This window comes from Arthrobacter sp. Bz4 (genome assembly GCF_003075455.1).
Classification (GTDB): domain Bacteria; phylum Actinomycetota; class Actinomycetes; order Actinomycetales; family Micrococcaceae; genus Arthrobacter_D.
The window spans coordinates 158052-174963 of the sequence record NZ_QDAE01000004.1 but is presented as its reverse complement, the minus strand read 5'-3'; the positions used below and the strand labels follow the sequence as shown (position 1 = coordinate 174963).

General features: G+C 63.7%; 14 protein-coding genes and 1 riboswitch. Of the genes, 9 read left to right on the top strand and 5 right to left on the bottom strand.

Annotated features, from left to right (window positions below):
* Positions 1-12: 12 nt before the first annotated feature.
* The 3 genes from DDA93_RS05270 to DDA93_RS05260 form a co-directional block, all read right to left on the bottom strand.
* A complete protein-coding gene (locus tag DDA93_RS05270) occupies positions 13-1326 on the bottom strand; it encodes a nucleotide disphospho-sugar-binding domain-containing protein (RefSeq protein WP_116778213.1) in 1314 nt (437 codons plus the stop codon).
* Positions 1327-1389: 63 nt separating this feature from the next.
* Positions 1390-2700: an MFS transporter gene (locus DDA93_RS05265; protein WP_243400516.1), complete on the bottom strand. Its 1311-nt coding sequence runs from the start codon at positions 2698-2700 to the stop codon at positions 1390-1392.
* 171 nt (positions 2701-2871) lie between these two features.
* Positions 2872-4599, bottom strand: a complete 1728-nt coding sequence (locus DDA93_RS05260; protein ID WP_133185439.1) for a hypothetical protein — start codon at positions 4597-4599, stop codon at positions 2872-2874.
* Between the two features lie 110 nt (positions 4600-4709).
* On the opposite strand from DDA93_RS05260, the gene DDA93_RS05255 reads away from it, so the two are divergent.
* From DDA93_RS05255 to DDA93_RS05240, 4 genes are read left to right on the top strand one after another with little or no spacing between them, the layout of a single operon-like run.
* Positions 4710-5468, top strand: coding sequence for a 5-oxoprolinase subunit PxpA (locus DDA93_RS05255; protein WP_019481898.1), 759 nt, complete (start codon positions 4710-4712; stop codon positions 5466-5468).
* The gene (locus DDA93_RS05250; protein ID WP_116778211.1) at positions 5465-7135 is read left to right on the top strand and encodes a 5-oxoprolinase/urea amidolyase family protein; all 1671 of its coding nucleotides are present in this window, start codon (positions 5465-5467) and stop codon (positions 7133-7135) included. Before DDA93_RS05255 ends, DDA93_RS05250 begins: the two co-directional genes overlap by 4 nt.
* An 11-nt stretch (positions 7136-7146) precedes the next feature.
* A complete protein-coding gene (locus DDA93_RS05245) occupies positions 7147-8904 on the top strand; it encodes a biotin carboxylase N-terminal domain-containing protein (RefSeq protein WP_116778210.1) in 1758 nt (585 codons plus the stop codon).
* A 31-nt stretch (positions 8905-8935) separates the two neighbouring features.
* Positions 8936-9661 carry a GntR family transcriptional regulator gene (locus DDA93_RS05240; RefSeq protein ID WP_116778209.1) on the top strand — a complete coding sequence of 242 codons (726 nt, stop codon included), beginning with the start codon at positions 8936-8938 and terminating at the stop codon, positions 9659-9661.
* Here DDA93_RS05240 and DDA93_RS05235 read toward each other — a convergent pair.
* The gene (locus DDA93_RS05235; protein WP_116778249.1) at positions 9646-10410 is read right to left on the bottom strand and encodes a putative hydro-lyase; all 765 of its coding nucleotides are present in this window, start codon (positions 10408-10410) and stop codon (positions 9646-9648) included. The genes DDA93_RS05240 and DDA93_RS05235 overlap by 16 nt on opposite strands.
* A gap of 26 nt (positions 10411-10436) precedes the next feature.
* The gene (locus tag DDA93_RS05230; protein WP_116778208.1) at positions 10437-11654 is read right to left on the bottom strand and encodes an NRAMP family divalent metal transporter; all 1218 of its coding nucleotides are present in this window, start codon (positions 11652-11654) and stop codon (positions 10437-10439) included.
* Positions 11655-11913: 259 nt separating this feature from the next.
* Between DDA93_RS05230 and DDA93_RS05225 the strand changes: the two genes are divergently transcribed.
* The 5 genes from DDA93_RS05225 to DDA93_RS05205 all read left to right on the top strand — a co-directional run bounded on the left by DDA93_RS05225 (position 11914) and on the right by DDA93_RS05205 (position 16874).
* On the top strand, positions 11914-13227 hold the full coding sequence (locus DDA93_RS05225; protein ID WP_116778207.1) for a SpoIIE family protein phosphatase: 1314 nt from the start codon (positions 11914-11916) through the stop codon (positions 13225-13227).
* Positions 13228-13334: 107 nt separating this feature from the next.
* Complete coding sequence (locus tag DDA93_RS05220; RefSeq protein ID WP_116778206.1) at positions 13335-14528, top strand: GAF domain-containing SpoIIE family protein phosphatase; 1194 nt, start codon at positions 13335-13337, stop codon at positions 14526-14528.
* Positions 14529-14626: 98 nt separating this feature from the next.
* Entirely contained in the window at positions 14627-14959 is a 333-nt protein-coding gene (locus tag DDA93_RS05215; RefSeq protein WP_116778205.1) for an STAS domain-containing protein, read from the top strand.
* On the top strand, positions 14952-15374 hold the full coding sequence (locus DDA93_RS05210; protein WP_116778204.1) for an ATP-binding protein: 423 nt from the start codon (positions 14952-14954) through the stop codon (positions 15372-15374). Before DDA93_RS05215 ends, DDA93_RS05210 begins: the two co-directional genes overlap by 8 nt.
* A gap of 141 nt (positions 15375-15515) precedes the next feature.
* A riboswitch (cyclic di-GMP riboswitch) is annotated at positions 15516-15591 on the top strand.
* Between the two features lie 113 nt (positions 15592-15704).
* Positions 15705-16874, top strand: coding sequence for a glycosyl hydrolase (locus DDA93_RS05205; RefSeq protein ID WP_116778248.1), 1170 nt, complete (start codon positions 15705-15707; stop codon positions 16872-16874).
* Positions 16875-16912 lie beyond the last annotated feature (38 nt).

Below are 16912 nucleotides of genomic sequence, written 5' to 3'. Positions count from 1 at the left end.
TCCCCCAGACTCTCACTGAGCACTCCTCGAACCATAAAGACTCTCAACCAGGTCCACCAGCCCACCCACGCCCGGAGACTCCCTGATTGAGGCTCCGATCCGTTGACTCGCCTCCCGATACGACGGGGTGCCAAGCACGGCTCGGACTGCCGCAGCGAGTACTTCCGGTCTTGCTCGCTTGGTCTGGAGGTTGATGCCGGCGCCGGACCAGGCAACACGGGCAGAGACCTCGGCCTTATCCTCAGTTTCACCGGCCATCACCAAAGGGACGCCGTACCGCAGGGCAAAATGAACCCCACCGTAGCCACCATTGGTGACGAGCACATCGGTTTTCGGCAGTAGCTCGTCATAAGGCAGGTAGGAGGAAACACGAACGTTGGAAGGCAATGACCCTTCGAGCACCTCCACGGGACGACCTCCGGTACTGACGACCACCACGACGTCGTCGTGCGCCAACCCCTCGATAGCGGGAAGCACCAGCTCACCGAAGTCCTGGTTAGCGACGGTCCCCTGGGTGACGTGAATGACTGGCCGATCGTCGTCGAGCATACCCCACCATTCGGGCAGGCCCACCGCGCCCGCAGCACCGGTCCGAAGGCCGCCTTGGGACACCGGTCCCACGAAATGCACCGTAGCAGGCAGGTCCGAGCGGGGGTACTCGAACTCTGGGACAGTGAATTGGACAAGGTGGTCGGCGGCCCGGGGCCAGTCCATGAAGAAGGTCGGAATGGTTGCTCCGGTAGTGCTGCGGGCAACGTCGTCGGCATACTTCTGCACCGGCGCGAACACCACCCGTTCGCTCACCAACTGCAGAACGCGGTTCCGGATCCGACCGAGGGGCCCGGGCATCGGTCGGATGCCCAATCCAAACGGTGCGGTGTCCTTGCTGGCCAGGCTGAGCGGCAGAATTCCGCAGTTGATGACGGCGGGCCGGCCCGGCTGATTCCCGGCAAGCAGCAGCGACGCACCCATGAACAGGGGCTCGGCGAGGACCACGTCCACCGGGCGGTCGGCGATCACCCGCTGGACCGCCTCATATTGAACCTTCCCCGGGCGAATGAAAACCTCCGACAGGTCGTATCTGATGCCCTTCGGGCCCTTCAGACCGACGCGACCTGGAAAAGATTCGTCGATCTTGGTGTCATCGAAATCTGCCTCAGCCGGAAGCGGCACAAAGGTGGCCCCAGCGCCGACCACCTGGTCCTCGAAACGTCGCCCGGTGAGGAATCTGACGTCGTGCCCGCGGTCAACAAGACCCTGCGCGACGGCGACCATCGGGTTGATATGGCCGATAACCGGAGTGGAACAAACAAGCACCGCTGCCATGGGTACTCCCAGAGGTGAGTGGGTGCGACAAGTGTCCCACCGCACTCGTCAGCGCTCAAGGCTTCACGCTGACCTAGTTTCCGGAGCATCCGACCGAGTGGCACCCGACCTGGTAATGACCGATCCCGCCACGACCACCAACACCAGCACGCCGGCGGCCCATGCCAACCCGGCGTAGCCAATCAGCACCAGAGCCACACCGGATGCCGCTCCCCCGGCAGCGCCGGCAAGGTTCATGATGAGGTCGGTCCGGCCCTGAATCTTCGGCCGGGCAGCACCGGTCGCAAGATCCGCCACCAGAGCCGACCCCGCGACAGTGGCCGCACTCCAGCCCAGTCCGAGGAACACCAGTCCCACGGTCACCAGGACCGGATCGTCCTCGCCCAACGCAACGATCGGCAGCGACACCGCGAACAGGCCCTGCCCAATCAGGATGGTCGCCACCCGGCCCACCCTGTCGCTGAGCCACCCGAACACCGGCGACAGCGCAAACATCCCGGCAATGTGCAAGCTGATGGTCAATCCAATAATGGTCAGCGTGACGCCGTGATTGATCAGGTGCACCGGCGTCATGGACATCACCGACACCATCACCGCATGGCTGATAGCGATGGAGCCAATGGCAAACACCAGCGGACCCCGCCCATGGATGGCGCCGGGAGCTGCCTCAAGGCCATTCTCGGGAGCGTTGGATTTGCTCAACAGATACGGGTCGGGGCGCAGCGCCACCAGGTAGACCGTCGCTGCGGCCAGCTGGGCAAACACCGCGATCAGGAAGGACCCCGTGAGCGAGGGCATCTGCAGCGTCGACGCGATCGCCTCCCCCGGCCCGATCAGATTCGGCCCCAGCACAGCGCCGATCGTAGTGAACCAGACCACCAAGGAGAGGTCCCGCCCCCGATGCTGCGAACTCGCCAGATCGGTGGCTGCGAATCGGGCTTGAAGATTCACCGCGGTGCCCACGCCGAGAAAGGCGAAAGCAAGCAACAGCAGAGGGAACGAGCTCAGCCACGCGGCAACAATAGCCACCACCGATCCCGTCGCCGCAAGAAGCGCACCAGTGGTCAGCGCCCGACGTCGGCCCAGCCGTTGCGCGAGCCGCGCCAGCGGAATGGCACTCGCCGCGGCACCCAGGGTGCTCAACGTCGTCGCCGTACCGGACAGCGCATCCGACCCGGAAATGTTGGCGGCCATCACCGCCCCGATCGAAACGGTGCACCCGATCCCGATCCCGCCCAGGATCTGCCCGACAATCAGCACCCAGACGGTACGCCGCTGGACGGCGACGATGTCGACCGTCGCCGTTACCGCCGATGTCGATGTCGATGCGGATGGCCCGGCGAACGCTCGCTTCGGTGGTTGGCTGCTAGTCATGGGAAGAGCGTAGCGGGAACCGGCTAAGGGTGTGTGGGAGGGTATGCGTTTGAAAAGGCGCATGCAGTGCATGCGATGCATGCATTCTCAGTTTCGAAAAGTGCATGCAATGGATGCAGTGCATGCACAGTTTGAATCGGATATAGCACCGCACCTACCAAACCAGGTCCTCTATACCGACCGAAGGTGGCCGCCTTTTCGTCCAGCAGCGCCGACAGCTGCCAGCGCGGCCATGTAACCCTTGATATGCACAGCCGAGCCAAACCCGGAGCCCGGCTGAACCTTGGTCGCATCCACATGGCCGGCGAGCACCGCCTGCAGTTGATCCAGGATCTCCTCACGACCCAGCCCCTGTGTCCGCAGTCGCTGAGCTGCTTGCCACACTTGAGGTGGTTCATCGTTCCACAGCTGTGACACCACCAGTTCACGCAGCGCAGCGCTCCACACCGGAGAACCATCGGGTGCGGCACTGGAAGGATACTCGTCCATTCCCACCGTGTGCAGTTCCTCCAGCTCCCCCAGCACCAGCAACCGCAATTCGTGAGGCTTGTTCGCGTTCAGCTGCGGGTAGTCATCGTCGCCAATCCAGGTGCCAAAGTACGGCATCGCCAGTTGTCGACGGTCCATCGCAGCCTGCGCCTCCTCAAGGTTCGCCAGATCCAGTCCTTCAAGAAAGGCCATCCCCGGTGACCGTTCGTCCTCATCCGAGTTCCTCAATTCTTCAGCGTCGTCGAGAGCTTCCCCGACAGCATCCACCAGCAAGTCCACGGCCGCCTCGGGGAGCCCCATCTGCGCGGCGCACCAGTCAACCCACGCGTTGAGGAACCAGGGAAGTGCCTCCAACTCGACGTCGTCGAGCATCACTTTGCGCGGAAGGAACCATCCAACAAATGTGTCCATTTTCGGCGGACTCACACGCACCAGCCGGCCGCCGTCGTAGTCACGGCCAAAGCCAATCGCCAAGTCGGCAAGGCGAATGAACTGCTCTTTGAATGCCCGCGCCGATGCAGGAGCTATGTCCTGTTGAATGTCCCGCATGAAGGTGGCAACCAACCGCTCGGACTGAACCTCATCAGCTTGAATTTGCGCCTGTTCTTCGGCTTCGCTCTGCGCCCTCCGCGTATTGAGGTCGACGACGCCGCTCTCCGGCAGCGCGAGTAACCGCTTCAGCGCCAAAGCCCGGTCCTGGTCGTAGGTGGGACCCACCTCCGGGTTGCTGGTGATGTCAGTGGCCGCGATGGCATCAAGGCCCAGCCGGCGTGCTTCCGGCAGTCCAACCGGCACCACCGCTGCCCCAGCCATTCTCAATGCCGAGCGTTCAAGGGTCTTGAGGAGATCGCGTGCACTGTCGCTGAATAACACCTCAGTGGCGTAGCCGCCCAGATGGTTGGTGTCGATGCTCAGGTACAGACCATGTTTACGTCGCCCGGCGCGGAACTCGATGACAATTTCAATGAAGTCACCGAATACGTCAGTAAGCATCCAGGCCGCGGTGGCTTCCAGCTTCCGCAGCGGGGCAAGCCAGGCGGGCGGCTCGACCCCGGCCTCGGCCAGCCGTCCGGCGGCGGCTGCAGCCTGGGCGTCACCGGGCGCATCGACTACCTGCGCCATCGCCCACAGCACCGCGGCTGAGGTCCGATTAGCTTGACGTTCAGCGTGGCCCACCCAGTCGCTGAACAATGTGTTGTCGATGCCTGCGCCCAGATTGGTGGTCTGGTGCATGCCTGCGTAGACGGCCGAAGCCATCTGCTCCGATTCCAACGACGACGTCTGGTCCAAGTCCGCAGCGAAATGCGGCGCGACCCGGCGGTACAGTTCGGCGATGGGATTGGGCGGAGGGGCGTTTCGCCTCTCCTTGCCCGCTGATTTCGGCTTGCGCGTGCGGCTCTTAGGGCTCATCAATCGATGATGCCACCCTTGCCGCCCAAAAGTCTCGGATGAATAATTGTTGAACAATCCGTTAAACTCGTGCATCCTAGAGAGACCACTCAGGAGAGACGAGGATCACAATGGTGTACATCGACCTCAACAGCGACGTCGGCGAATCATTCGGAAACTGGACCATGGGCGACGACGCCGCCATCTTCCGCTCCGTTTCCAGCGCCAACGTCGCCTGCGGCTTCCACGCCGGGGACCCCTCCACCATCGCGCAGACCTGCCGGGACGCCGTCGAAGCCGGCGTCACCATCGGCGCCCATGTCGGATACCGGGACCTGGCCGGATTCGGCCGCCGCTTCCTCGACCTCTCCTCCACAGAGCTCGCCGACGACGTGCTGTACCAAATCGGCGCCCTCGACGCGATCTCCCGGGCCGCAGGCGGCACCATCAAATACGTCAAACCCCACGGCGCCCTCTACAACACCATCGTCACCCACGAGGTACAGGCCCAGGCAGTGGTCGACGCCGTCAAGGCGTTCGGCGGCGACCTCCCACTACTGCTCCTCCCCGGGTCGGTAGCCCTCGACGCAGCAGAGAAGGCGGGCCTCCGCGGCGTGGCCGAAGCCTTCGCCGACCGCGCCTACAACCCCGACGGCACCCTGGTCTCACGCCGCGAACCCGGAGCCGTCCTCCACGACGAGGACGAGGTCGCCGCCAACATGGTCCGCCTCGCCACCGAGGGAGTCATCATCGCCCGCGACGGCTCAACCCTGAAGACCACCGCCGAAAGCATCTGCCTCCACGGCGACACCACCGGCGCGGTCTCCATGTCCGCCGCCGTCCGCCGCGATCTTGAGGCCGCTGGCATCGACATCCGGAGCTTCGTGTGACCCCTCCCGAGATTCGCTGGGCCGGGCCCCGCGCCCTCCTGATCCAACTCGAATCGCTCGAATCGGTCCTCGCGGTCCACGCCCACCTGCAGCAGCACCCACTCCGTGGGCAGGTCGACGTCCTCGCCGCCGCCCGGACCGTGCTCGCCGTCTTCGATTCCGGCACCAGCGCCCGCGCCGCCCGGACCGCCGTCGCGCAACTGGACACATCACCGGCCACTGACTCAGCGCCGGTCGGCGATCCGGTGCGGATCGAGGTGGTGTACGACGGCGACGACCTCGCCGAAGTGGGCCGCCTCACAGGCCTCGAACCTGACGGTGTCATTGCCGCGCACACCGGCCAACTGTGGACGGCTGCGTTTGGCGGCTTCGCCCCCGGATTCGCGTACCTGGTCGGCGAGAACGAGACGCTCACCGTTCCCCGCCGCACCTCACCACGCACCGCCGTCCCCGCCGGAGCGGTGGCGCTGGCCGGCAACTTCTCGGCCGTCTATCCGCGGCGCTCCCCCGGCGGCTGGCAGCTGATCGGCAGGACCGCGTCCCGCCTCTGGGATCTGGGTCGGGACCAACCGGCACTGCTCCGTCCGGGCACCGCCGTGCAGTACGTGGCTGTGCGGGAAACGGTCACGGTGTCAGACCCAGTATCCGGTGCGGGGACGTCGACGGACGCGCCCAACGAAACCGGTCATTCGCTCGAGATCCTCACGCCAGGACCGCAGTCGCTCATCCAGGATCTGGGCCGCCCCGGCCTCGGCGACGTCGGCGTCTCCAAAGCCGGCGCCGCCGATACCGCGAGCGCCCGCCAAGCCAACCGGCTGGTCGGCAACGCACCGGGCGACGCGGTGATCGAAACTATCCTCGGCGGCCTCACCGTCCGGGCCCACGGCGAACTCACGCTCGCCCTGGCGGGAGCCATCACACCCGCCGAGATCAGCACCACCAACGACGCCGGCGGCGACAACACCCGCACGGCACCGATGTGTTCACCGTTCGCGCTGCACGACGGCGAAACCCTCACCCTCGACCAGCCCGACGCCGGGCTCCGCACCTACCTGGCCATCCGCGGCGGAATCGATGTGCCCGAAGTGCTGGGCAGCCGGTCCACCGATGTGATGTCGGGGATCGGACCGGATCCCCTCGCAGCCGGGGTGGTCCTGCCAATTGGGGCAATTGACCAGGGCCGCACGGTCGGCGCAGCGGAACCGTCGACGCTCCCCGACGCCGTCCGGCTGGGTTTGGAAACCCCTGTGCTCCTGCGGATCACCGGCGGCCCCCGGCACGACTGGTTCACTGACGTATCCCAGACAGCAATCACCAGCCAGACCTGGACCGTGACCGCCGAATCGAACCGGATCGGCGTCCGGCTCGCCACGGACGAGAACCAGGATGCCGCAGCCCCGCTCGAACGCCTCACTGCCGATGAACTTCCCAGCGAAGGAGTCGTCGCCGGATCGCTGCAGGTGCCGCCCTCGGGGCTGCCCGTACTGTTCCTGGCCGACCATCCGGTGACCGGCGGGTATCCGGTGATCGGCGTCGTCGTCCCCGATGACCTGCCGATCGCGGCCCAGCTGCCGCCCGGAACGATGCTGCGGTTCGAGTCAGTGGACCCGGAGACTCTGCGACCCCTGACAAAGACACAGCACCCGATCACCACCCGAAGCTCGTGAAAGTAGCAACCATGAAGAAGGTCCTGATCGCCAATCGCGGGGAAATCGCTGTCCGCATCGCCCGCGCGTGCACCGACGCGGAGCTGACCTCGGTGGCCGTGTACTCCGAGCCCGACGCCGACGCCCTCCACGTCCGCCTCAGCGACGAGGCCTACGCCCTCGGTGGGTCGGCCAGCGCCGACACGTACCTCAACATGGACAAGCTCCTCGCCATCGCGAAGCAGGCCGACGCCGACGCCGTGCACCCCGGCTACGGCTTCCTCTCCGAGAACGCCGACTTCGCCGACGCCGTGCAGGACGCCGGACTGATCTGGATCGGCCCGTCACCCGATGCCATCCGCAGCCTCGGCAACAAGGTCACCGCCCGCGAGATCGCGGTCAAGGTCGGCGCCCCGCTGGTCCCCGGATCCGACGGACCGGTCGCCAACGCCGAGGAAGTCCGGGCCTTTGCCGAGGAGTTCGGCGTCCCCGTCGCCATCAAGGCTGCGTACGGCGGCGGCGGTCGCGGGATGCGGATAGCCCACCGGATGGAAGATATCGACGACGCGTTCGAGTCGGCGGTCCGCGAAGCCACCGTCGCGTTCGGGCGCGGCGAGTGCTTCGCCGAACGGTTCCTCGACAAGCCGCGTCACGTCGAGGCGCAGATCCTCGCCGATACGCACGGCAACGTCGTCGTCGTCGGGACCCGCGACTGCTCCCTGCAGCGCCGCAACCAGAAGCTCGTTGAAGAAGCCCCCGCCCCATTCCTGACCGATGATCAGCGCAGCCGCATCCACGAGTCGGCCCGCGCCATCTGCCGCGAGGCCGGGTACACCAGCGCGGGCACAGTTGAGTATCTGGTGGCGCCCGACGGCGTGATCTCCTTCCTGGAGGTCAACACCCGCCTGCAGGTGGAGCATCCGGTGACCGAGGCGACGTCGGGCATCGACCTGGTCCGCGAGCAGTTCCGGATCGCCGCCGGCCTGCCCGTCAGCATCACCGAGGATCCGGCGCCGCAGGGCCACGCCATCGAGTTCCGGCTCAACGCCGAGGACGCCGGCCGCGGGTTCCTGCCCTCCCCAGGCCCGATCGACATATTCGAGGCGCCCACCGGTGCGGGCATCCGCGTGGACACCGGGGTGCGCTCCGGCTCCAGCGTCCCCGCCGAGTACGACTCCCTGATGGCCAAGCTCATCGTTCACGGCGAAGACCGGCCGCAGGCTCTCCGCCGGGCCCGCGCTGCGCTCGACGAACTGCGGATCGAAGGCCTCCCCACGGTGATTCCTTTCCACCGGGCGGTGGTGCGGGACCCCGACTTCACCAACCCGGAACGGCTCGGCGTCTACACCACGTGGATCGAGAATGCCTTCGCTGAACGGTTGGACGCCGCGTTGTCGAGTGGCACCACTGGTCCACTCGCCCGCAGGGAAACCCTCACCGTGGAAATCGACGGCAAAGCGGTCCAGCTGGGCTTGCCGCCGGAGGTTTTCGCCGCGCTGATGAACGGTGGCGGCAACGCTAACGGAAGCGCCACCGCGCAGTCCCCCGACACTGCAACCAACGACGACGGCGCAGTCACCGCCTCGATGGGCGGCACCCTGGTGAAGTGGCTGGCCGACGACGGCGCCACGATCACCGCGGGCCAGCCCGTCGCCGTCGTGGAGGCCATGAAAATGGAAACCGAGGTGCTCTCCACGTCGGCCGGCACGTTCCAGCGGGGCGGGCAGGAGCCGGGTGGCGCCGTCGCACGTGGAGAAGTCCTGGGGAAGGTTCTCAGCACGGTCGGCTAGCATCTGTTGTTGACGACGTTGGGGGATGGCAATGGTTTTAGAGGCAGCAGCGGAACTGGACAACGAGCCAACGGGTTCGGGTTCGGCCGAGCACGCGCATACGGCGGCGTGGATCGCGACCGTCCTGCGGGGTCGGATCGCCGCAGGTGAGCTGACGCCGGGGTCCAAGTTGTCGGAGCAGTCGTTGTCGACGGCGCTCGGGGTCTCCCGCAATACCTTGCGTGAAGCGTTCTCCACGCTTGCCGGCGAGTCGATTGTCACGCGGATCCCCAATCGCGGCGTGTTTGTGGCGTCCCCGGGAGCCGAGGAGGTACGCGAGATTTACCGCGTCCGCCGGATGATCGAACCCGCCGCCGCCCTGTGGGGCGAGGTCACCCCCGAGGTCCTTGAGAACATGGGAGCCATTGTCCGCCGGGCCCAGGCGGCGCGCGATGCCGGATCGGTGCCCGACATGGCCGACGCCAATCAGGCACTGCACAGCGCCGTCGTCGGCCTGACCGGCAGCGAATCGCTGCGCACCCTGATGGACCGGGTCCTCGCCGAAATGCGCCTCGTGTTTTATGCCATGGCCTCCGCGCCCGACTTTCACAGCCACTACGTGGACCGCAACGTGCAGCTGGTCGAGCGGCTCCGGGCCGGGCAGCGTGACGAAGCCGCCGCGGGGCTGCGCGCCTACCTGGACTCGGCTGAGGCCGAGCTCCTGGGCCACCTCGCGGACGAAGCGTCCCAGGACGTCACCAGTCAGGGCACCAGGTAATCGCTGTCCCGCGCGTCGGTGATGAGCATGTGTCCCGGTGCGTGGCCGATCGCCAGCGGCGGCCGTGACTGCATCACCGCCGCCTGCGGGGTGACCCCGCAAGCCCAGAACACCGGAAGGTGACCCTCGGGGATTTGCACGGCGTCGCCGAAGTCCGGCGAACCCAGGTCGACACCCAACTCCGCCGGATTCCCCACGTGCACGGGTGCTCCGTGAACGGCCGGGTAGCGGGAGGTGATGCGGACGGCGTCGGCCACCTGGGCTGCTGGAACCGGGCGCATGGACACCACCAGCGGCCCGGACATGGCGCCAGCGGGGGCTGCCTCCCGGTTCGTCCGGTACATCGGCACGTTCACGCCCTGGTCGATGTGCGCAATCCGGACGCCGCCGTCCTGCAGCGCGGTCTCGAAGGTGAAGGAGCAACCGAACAGGAACGTCACCAGGTCATCGCGCCAGTGCTCGGTAATGTCGGTGGGCTCGTCCACCAGGACGCCGTCGTGATAGACGGTGTACTTGGGGACGTCGGTCCGGATGTCGCCGCCGGCCAGCAGCGGCCCGGAGGTTTCACCCGGCTCCAGCACTCCGAGGATGGGGCACGGCTTCGGATTGCGCTGGGCGAAAAGGAGCAGATCGAACGCCTGCGCCCGCGGGATCGCCAACACGTTCACCTGCGCGTAGCCGCGGGACCAGCCCGACGTCGGGCTCACCAGTCCGGCGCGGAAGGCGGCGCGCGCGTCGGCGGGCAGCATCGCCGCGGGCTCAGCCGGCAGCTTGATCAGCCCCACAGCTTTGCCAGCCCGGTGATGGAGGTGTAGCCGAGGAACAGGGTGAGGAACCAGGTGATGATGCCGACAATCAGCAGCCACTTGGGGTAGACGTAACCGTGCATCAGGTCGCGGCGGCGCCAGGCAACAAAAAGCAGCACGCCGAAGCCGACCGGCAGAATCAGACCATTGAATGCGCCTGCGAAGATCAGCAGTTCCTGTGGTGCCTGGCCAAGGAACAGGTAGGCCACGGCGCAACCGGCGATGAAGGCAACCGTAATGAGGTTCCGTTTGCGTTCGGGAGTCTTTGAAGTGGTGATGAAGGAGACCGAGGTGAACGCGGCACCGATCACCGACGTGATTGCGGCGGCCCAGAGGACGATGCCGAAGACCCGCATGCCAATCTCGCCGGCCGCAATACCGAAGGCCTCTGCGGCCATGTTGTCGCTGGTCAGCACCGCACCGCCGGCAACGACGCCGAAGATCGCCAGAAACAGCAGCACCCGCATAACTCCGGTGACCAGGATGCCGATCACCGAGCTGCGGGTGATTTCCCCGACGTTGTCCGGACCGGTGACCCCGGAGTCGAGCATGCGGTGGGCACCGGCGTAGGTGATGTAGCCACCAACGGTGCCGCCGACCAGGGTGGTGATGATGAGGAAGTCGATCTGTTCGGGGAGGATCGCGTTTTTGAGGGCCTCGCCAACGGGAGGAGCGGCGACAATGGCCACGTAGATCATCAGGAGGATCATGATGGCGCCGAGGAACACCACAATCCGGTCCAACGCCATGCCAGCCTTTTTGCTGACGAAAATCATGATGGCGATGAGGGCGGAGATCGCGCCGCCAATCTTCGGGTCGATACCGAGCATCGCGTTGGCGCCGAGCCCGGTGCCGGCGATGTTGCCGATGTTGAAGACCACCCCGCCAATGAAGACCAGACCTGCCAGGAACCAACCCACGCCGGGAAGGACCTTGTTGCCGAGCTCATGGGCACGCAACCCGGAAACACCGATGACCCGCCAGACATTCATCTGCACGGCGATGTCGATGAGGATCGACGCCAGGATGGCGAACGCGAACGCTGCGCCGATCTGGGCGGTGAACACTGTGGTCTGGGTGATGAAGCCAGGCCCAATGGCGCTGGTCGCCATGAGGAACATGGCTCCCAGGAGCGCGGTGCGCCGAGCAGAGGAGCTCAGCTTCGGTTTGTTCTCGGTATCTGCCATGGGCCCGTCCGTAACTTCAAGGTGACTGGAGTCACATTTAGTAGTGGAGACGACCCTACAGGTTGTTGAACAATCTACGCAAGGTATTGTTCAACAATTTTCTGATCACGATTGTGCCCCCAAGTTGTTCTTTGCACCTTCCCCGCGGTAGGAATCAGAGACTTCCTAGGTAGGATCAAGCAGGCTTGGTACTGCGTTCTAGGTTGGGGTGACATGCTGCGAACTGCGGACTACCGGCATTTATGAAAGGAACTACAGCATGACCTTTGGTCCTGTTCGACATCTTCCAGGATCTTATGATGTCTCGCCGTTGGCTAAACAGCTTCCCATTGCTGTGCTTTTCCTGGCCGCAGCACTGATGAGCAGTTTCATTTCGACCCTCACGGTCAGCAGTTGGCCGTCCCTGGTTGCTGGCACCGTACTGATAGTCGCCGCAACGCTGTGGGCTGTGATCGTTTCACGGCAGTCCACGCCGCGTTTGTTGCTACTCATTCCTGCCGCGGACTTCCTCGCAGCAGGGCTGCTTCGTCACGGGACAGGTGACAGTCAGTCAATCTATGCTTCCCTGGTACTCCTTCCCATTCTGTGGTTGGCCGCGATCGAAGGTAGACGGTTCATTCTTTACGCTGCTCTCGGCGCTGCCGTGGCTATTCTCGTGCCCTTCGCCTTGGGCGCTGGCACAGACGACAACCCGAACGAGCTGCTTCGTGGTTTTTACAGTGTGATTGTTTTTTCGCTGGCTGCAGGAGTTGTCAATGAGTTGGCTTCCAGAGCGCGCAGGCGCCTGAAGTCCGCAAGGGCACAGGCCGCAGCCTCCGCTGAGGAACTGAGCCGGGCTGCTGAAATTCAGGGTTATCTTTTGCCAAAAGAAGCAGCACTGTTGACTGGTTACGAAACCGCCGGTGCGTGCGTCCCTTCCAAGGCTGTTGGCGGAGACTTCTTCGACTGGTATGAGATCGACGGAGGTCTCGGGTTCACTCTGGGGGACGTCATGGGCAAAGGTGCAGGCGCAGGAATGATCGCCGCAACCACCCGCGCTGTGATCCGCAGCGCGAGAAACAGCGAAGATCCGGCCGTTGCCCTCAGCCTCACATCAGATTGCCTGACAACAGAACTAAGCCAGGCAGCCTCATTCGCCACGATCTTCCACGCGCGCCTCCGCGCCTCGGACGGGCGTGTCCTGTTTTCAGACGCGGGCCACGGGCTGACCTTACTCATCCGTGCAGACGACAGTTGGGAAAGGCTCTCCTCAAGGGAACTTCCCGTTGGACTACTTCCGGAATCCACCTGGAATTCTTTCGAGATTTGGTTGGGTCCCGGAGACATGATTGTCAGCCTCAGTGACGGAGTGCTGGACCTGTACGACGGCACCCTGGCTGCCATCGACGAAATCGCTCAGCTGGCACTCACCGCCACCTCTGCCAAAGACATAGTGGAGACGGTACAAAAGCTTGCTTTGACCACCAATAACCCTGATGACGTGACCGTCCTCGCCGTGCGCAGAACCGCTGAGCAGGCCGCGCGGCCGAATGATCTAGAGCCAAGCGGCCATCAGCTGGCTGGCAGCTCCTGACAAAAGTCGCTTCCTTCACCTTGACGTGAACCCAGAACGGTTACGATCGATGTGTATTAACCTGATCAGCCGCCCCGCGGCCGACACTATGAAGGGCAAGTATCCGCGTGAATGAGTCCGTGCTCGACCTCCAGAGACGGGACCTCCCTGCGCTGCCAAAGGGTGAAGCTGAAAGACTCGAATCCCTCGCCGACACGGGATTACTCGACACCCCGGCCGAAGAGGGATTCGACCGGATCACCAGGCTGGCCCAGAAGCTCTTCGGTGTCAGTGCCGCTTCGGTCTCGCTCATCGCCGAGGACAGGCAGTTCCTCAAATCGATCGCTGGCAACCTGGAGGTGAACGGGCCAAGGGCTGAATCATTCTGCACCCACACCATCATGACCCCCGACACCCTCGTGGTTGAGGACGCCGAGGAGGACGAACGGTTCAGGACCAACCCCTATGTGGTAGGCCTACCCAACATCCGATTCTATGCAGGACAGCCCCTGCAAGGTCCAGGCGGTCATAACATTGGCACGCTTTGTATCAGCGACCAGGAGCCCCGCGCGTTCAATGGGGAACAGGAAAAAGTACTGCAGGATCTTGCCGCTATCGTCCAACGCGAGATCAATGTCCGCACCGACCTGAGGAACGGCGCCAGAATCCAGCAAGCGCACCTGCCTGAGCAGGCTCCGCCTATCCCCGGTTACACCATCACCGCCGCATTCCGCCCGGCCGGTGATCTTTCCGGCGATTTCTACGACTGGGACCTTGTGAACGGCCGATTCCGTTTTACCTTGGCGGATGTCATGGGCAAGGGCACCGGCCCGGCGATCCTCACCGCCACTATCCGGGCTGGCCTGAGGGCTACCGCGGACGTTGATCCGGCATCAGCCCTGACCACGGTATCCAGGGAACTTATCGATAACCTCGCGCGGACTGAAAGTTTCGTCACTGCATTCCACGGCGAACTCGACCCTGTCACAGGGATTGTGACCTATGCGGATGCCGGTCATGGGCTGGCGCACCACGTTCCGGCCGGCGCCGGAGCCCGCCGACTCGCTACCGGCAGCGGCCCTCTGGGCATCATGCCGGGCCTGCAGTGGAACACCCACACATTTACCCTCGACTCGGGCGATGCGCTCGTTATCCCCAGCGACGGTCTCCTTGAACTGCTTAACGAAAACCTTGACGAGCTCGCCTGCGAGTTGGCGAAACTATCCTCCAGCGACAACCTCTCTGCCGATCTCGACCTGCTCATCAGCAGCGCGGGCACCCCCACCGACGACGTGACCGTTTTGATCCTGCGCAGGGACTGACCCCAATTTGTTTGGATGCATCACTAATGGCGTAGCTCATGTAATGCTTTAGAAGATTCTTTTTGCCCGTGGCAAGTCGTAGGTATGTGAGGTAATAAGTGAAATTCAGTTACGAGACCAAGGAGTCATATGCCGAGGTCAAGGCGGACGGTCGCCTGAATATGGTCTCTGCCCCGGAGTTGCGGGAGTTTGTGTCCGAGCTGATCTCTGATGGATCGACACGCATCGTGGTCAACCTGGAACAGGCGGTGTTCATGGATTCATCAGGGCTAGGAGCACTTATCGGCTGCCTGAAGGCCGCACGGCAGGCTGGCGGCGATCTGAGGATTGCGGCCGTTCAGCCGCAAGTGAAGATGGTGCTTCAACTCACCAGCATGGACAAGGTGCTGACGCCATACGCGACAGCTGAAGAAGCGTTCAGCAATGACTGACATCCTGGCTTCTCGGAGCTATCGCGGCTTGGCCACCGAAAGCGCTGTCGATGCGGTTCATAACGAGCTCGATAGCCTCTGGGGTGAGCTCCCTTTGGTCCAGGACATGGATCAAATGACCTTTACCACTGCGGTAATTGAGTCGACCTCCAACATAGTCAAGCACGCAGAACCTGCCGGTGAGGACCCACTGGAAATTAGTGTGGACCTTGAGGTTCGGCCCTCACAGCTAAGGGCTCGCCTCAGCGCCTATCATGCAAAGCCTCCGTATGGGTCGATGGAACCGAGGACTCCAGACCAGGACGCGGAGTCAGGTCGTGGATTGGCTCTTATTCAGGCGCTGGTTACCACGGTCACGTTTGAACGGCAGGATGCCACTAACACCTGGGTGCTGTCTCGAACATCGCAGGACTGAGCTGGCACCACCCGGCACCTATGCCGATCCTGCGGAAACCCTGCACTAATGTTTATGGATTTCATCGGACCAGTCGATATTCCTGCGAGACAATAAGAACCCCGACCAAGCGTTTGGCCGGGCACATTTAGGCAACCGTCTGGATGCAAAAGGCAAACCCGGTGTGAACCGGGGACGCAAAGCCACGGGGCCCCTGCGGGTCAGCCGGGCTACCAACCCCCGAAGGTGCCGCCAGCTATGGTCTCTGCCGTGTCGCTATCCCCTCCCGCCCCTCGCGAGCTGACTCGTCGAAACCCTATCGTGAGTATCCTGCTGCTGATCTGCACCGTCATGATCTTCGCTCTTGGAGTTGTTCCCGCAGCCCAGGCGGGAGCAGCAATCAGCCTCAGCCACACGTCCGGGCAGGCGGGGACATCCGTAACGGTTACCGGTACCGGTTTCCCCAAGAACACCAAGGGATCTGTGGTTGCTGGCACCACCACCACTGTGATGCGCACCAATGCAACGGGGGCTTTCCAGATCGCCGTCGTGATTCCGGCCGGGGCCTCTTCTGTGGTTGTTACCGCGAAAGTTAGCTCAGCATCAGCCTTTTCAGTTTTCACGGTCGTTGCCCCTACGCCTGCACTGGATGTTGCTGCTTCCGCCCCAAAGGGGATCCGGTTCGGGGTGGGGACAAACGGTGGCCCGGCCGCCACCATGGAGCTCGATGAGGTGACGGCGATGGCCGGGGAGGCGCCCTCGCTCGTCCTGTCATATAAGGACTTCAACCAGGCTCCGCCCTTGGCCGAGCTTGACGCGGTGCGTGCACGGGGAGCCGACACCTTGTTGACGTGGGAGCCGTGGGCGTGGGGGAACGGGGTGGAGCAACCTGCATACTCCCTGGACCGCATCGCCTCAGGCGATTTTGACAACTACTTGCATCAGTGGGGTACGGCGCTAGGCAAGTGGGGCCACCCGGTCTACCTACGGTTCGGTCATGAAATGAACGGCGACTGGTATCCCTGGTCCGAAGGGGTCAATGGCAACGGGACAGGCGACTACGTTGCAGCCTACCGGCATGTGCACGACGTCCTCGCCTCTACTGGAGCAACCAACATCCGCTGGGTCTGGAATCCGAATGTACCTTACTGGGGGTCAACTCCGTTGACCCAACTGTATCCGGGCCCCGGCTATGTCGACGTGGTGGCGCTCGACGGCTACAACTGGGGCACGTCTCAAAGTTGGAGTACGTGGCAGGAACCGAAGGACCTCTTCGGTGCGGGACTGTCACAAATCAGGCAGCTCGCCCCCGGTAAACCCATCATGATCGCCGAAACGGCGTCGTCTGAACTCGGCGGATCAAAAGCCGCCTGGAATACCGAGCTGTTTAGCTACCTCTCAGCGCAAGCAGATGTTGTGGCGCTCATCTGGTTCCACATCAACAAGGAAGCCGATTGGCGCATCAACAGCAGTGAATCCTCAACCAGCGCTTTCAAAGCCGCCCTCGCCAGCCGCCGCTGATCATCGAATGAGCGACAACTACAGGTTCCAATCTGGAT

What these genes read in the sequence shown, in the direction of transcription:
- DDA93_RS05270 (WP_116778213.1), bottom strand. Translation starts at nt 1,326, where the DNA reads ATGGCAGCGGTGCTTGTTTGTTCCACTCCGGTTATCGGCCATATCAAC.
- DDA93_RS05265 (WP_243400516.1), bottom strand. Translation starts at nt 2,700, where the DNA reads ATGACTAGCAGCCAACCACCGAAGCGAGCGTTCGCCGGGCCATCCGCA.
- DDA93_RS05260 (WP_133185439.1), bottom strand. Translation starts at nt 4,599, where the DNA reads ATGAGCCCTAAGAGCCGCACGCGCAAGCCGAAATCAGCGGGCAAGGAG.
- DDA93_RS05255 (WP_019481898.1), top strand. Translation starts at nt 4,710, where the DNA reads ATGGTGTACATCGACCTCAACAGCGACGTCGGCGAATCATTCGGAAAC.
- DDA93_RS05245 (WP_116778210.1), top strand. Translation starts at nt 7,147, where the DNA reads ATGAAGAAGGTCCTGATCGCCAATCGCGGGGAAATCGCTGTCCGCATC.
- DDA93_RS05240 (WP_116778209.1), top strand. Translation starts at nt 8,936, where the DNA reads ATGGTTTTAGAGGCAGCAGCGGAACTGGACAACGAGCCAACGGGTTCG.
- DDA93_RS05235 (WP_116778249.1), bottom strand. Translation starts at nt 10,410, where the DNA reads ATGCTGCCCGCCGACGCGCGCGCCGCCTTCCGCGCCGGACTGGTGAGC.
- DDA93_RS05230 (WP_116778208.1), bottom strand. Translation starts at nt 11,654, where the DNA reads ATGGCAGATACCGAGAACAAACCGAAGCTGAGCTCCTCTGCTCGGCGC.
- DDA93_RS05225 (WP_116778207.1), top strand. Translation starts at nt 11,914, where the DNA reads ATGACCTTTGGTCCTGTTCGACATCTTCCAGGATCTTATGATGTCTCG.
- DDA93_RS05210 (WP_116778204.1), top strand. Translation starts at nt 14,952, where the DNA reads ATGACTGACATCCTGGCTTCTCGGAGCTATCGCGGCTTGGCCACCGAA.
- DDA93_RS05205 (WP_116778248.1), top strand. Translation starts at nt 15,705, where the DNA reads ATGATCTTCGCTCTTGGAGTTGTTCCCGCAGCCCAGGCGGGAGCAGCA.